Origin of the sequence: Mesorhizobium sp. M4A.F.Ca.ET.022.05.2.1 (genome assembly GCF_003998845.1) — a bacterium.
GTDB lineage: Bacteria > Pseudomonadota > Alphaproteobacteria > Rhizobiales > Rhizobiaceae > Mesorhizobium.
Window position 1 is genome coordinate 1 of record NZ_RZOJ01000645.1, and the last position, 2,037, is coordinate 2,037.

Genomic DNA, 2,037 nt, shown 5'->3' on the forward strand with positions numbered 1-2,037 from the left:
CGCCTATGCTGGCGCGCCGCGCCGAACAGGCCGGCGTGAGGATGGTGACGGTGCATGGCCGCACGCGCTGCCAGTTCTACCAGGGCAAGGCCGACTGGCGCGCCATCGCGCGGGTCAAGGAAGCCGTTTCGATCCCGGTCGTCGCCAATGGCGATGTCGGCTCGCCGGCGGAAGCGGCTGCCATCCTCGATCAATCGGGCGCCGACGCGGTGATGATCGGACGCGCGCATTATGGCGCACCGTGGACCGCCGGCAGGATCGCGGCGTCCGCGGCAGGAGAGACGGCGCCAGGCATTCCCGGAGATCGGCTGGCCCTGGCCGACTACGTCATTGGCCACTATCAGGATATGCTGGCGCTCTACGGTGTCGAAAGCGGGCTGCGCCAGGCGCGCAAGCATCTCGGCTGGTATCTCGATAGCCATGCCGCCGGCGCCACTTCCGGTCAACGCAAGGCAATCCTCACCTCTTTCGAGCCCGCTCGCGTCATCGCCGAACTGCGTGAAGTGTTCTCCAACCCCGCCGAATCGATGCGGAGCGCCGCATGAAGGCCACAGTTGCCCAAGGGCCGGACATGGTCGACGCCGCCAACATCGTGCTGAACACCATCCGCCGCCCGGTGATCATGGTTGATGCCGGCGGCTTCATCACCTTCGCCAATGCCGATGCGGAGGATTTCTTCCGCTCCAGCGCGACCATGCTTGCCCGCAACACGTTGTCCAAGCTCGTGCCCTTCGGCAGCCCGCTGCTCACCCTTGTCGACCAGGTGCGCGAGCGCCTGGCGCCGGTCAACGAATACCGGGTCGATGTGTCATCGCCGCGCCTCGGCATCGAAAAGGTCGTCGACCTTTACGTGGCGCCGGTGCCGGAATTCCCGGGCACGGTGGTGGTGATGTTCCAGGAACGGTCGATGGCCGACAAGATCGACCGACAGATGACGCATCGCGGCGCCGCCCGCTCGGTCACCGGCCTTGCCGCCATGCTGGCGCATGAGATCAAGAACCCATTGTCCGGCATCAGGGGCGCCGCCCAGTTGCTGGAACTGTCAGCCTCCGACGAGGACCGCGCGCTCACCCGGCTGATCACCGACGAGACCGACCGCATCGTCTCACTCGTCGACCGCATGGAGGTCTTTTCCGACGAACGGCCAATCGACCGCTACCCGGTCAACATCCATGTCGTTCTCGACCATGTGAAGGCGATTGCCAAGAACGGTTTTGCGAAACGGATCAAGATCTTGGAGGAATACGATCCATCGCTTCCTCCGGTCTTCGCCAACCGCGACCAGCTGATCCAGGTGTTCCTCAACCTGGTCAAGAACGCCGCCGAGGCGATCGGTTCGGACCCGCAAGGCGAGATCGTGCTGTCCACTGCCTTCCGGCCGGGCATCCGTGTTTCGGTGCCGGGAACGCAGGATCGCGTGTCCCTGCCGCTGGAATTTTGCGTGCGCGACAACGGTCCCGGTGTTTCGGAGGACATACTGCCGATCCTGTTCGACCCGTTCATCACCACCAAGCCGAACGGCTCCGGCCTCGGGCTGGCGCTGGTGGCCAAGATCGTCGGCGAGCATGGCGGCATCATCGAATGCGATTCGACGCCGCGGGGAACCACGTTCCGCATCCTGATGCCGGCTTGGAAGGAGACCGCACACGGTGTCGACGAAGAAGCTGAAGGAGACCGCTCATGACCGCACGCGGCAACATTCTGGTCGCCGATGACGATGCGGCCATCCGCACCGTGCTCAATCAGGCGCTGTCGCGCGTCGGCCATGAGGTGCGCGTCACTTCGAATGCCTCGACGCTGTGGCGCTGGGTGGCGGCGGGCGAGGGCGACCTCGTCATCACCGACGTGGTGATGCCGGACGAGAACGCCTTCGACATGCTGCCGCGCATCAAGAAGGCGCGGCCGGAACTGCCGGTCATCGTGATGAGCGCGCAGAACACGTTCATGACCGCCATCCGCGCCTCCGAGACCGGCGCCTATGAATATCTGCCGAAGCCGTTCGACCTGACCGAACTGCTCAACATCGTCAACCGGGCG

General features: G+C 64.9%; 3 protein-coding genes. All 3 read left to right on the forward strand.

Annotated features, from left to right (window positions below; translation table 11 throughout):
- Window positions 1-545, forward strand: a 545-nt coding sequence (locus tag EN745_RS34030) for a tRNA-dihydrouridine synthase (protein ID WP_189363250.1), incomplete at its 5' end; no start/stop codon positions are given.
- Entirely contained in the window at window positions 542-1,684 is a 1,143-nt protein-coding gene (locus EN745_RS34035; RefSeq protein WP_126054615.1) for a nitrogen regulation protein NR(II), read from the forward strand. The genes EN745_RS34030 and EN745_RS34035, both read left to right, overlap by 4 nt.
- On the forward strand, window positions 1,681-2,037 hold a 357-nt coding region (locus EN745_RS34040), incomplete at its 3' end, for a response regulator (RefSeq protein WP_127423259.1). The genes EN745_RS34035 and EN745_RS34040, both read left to right, overlap by 4 nt.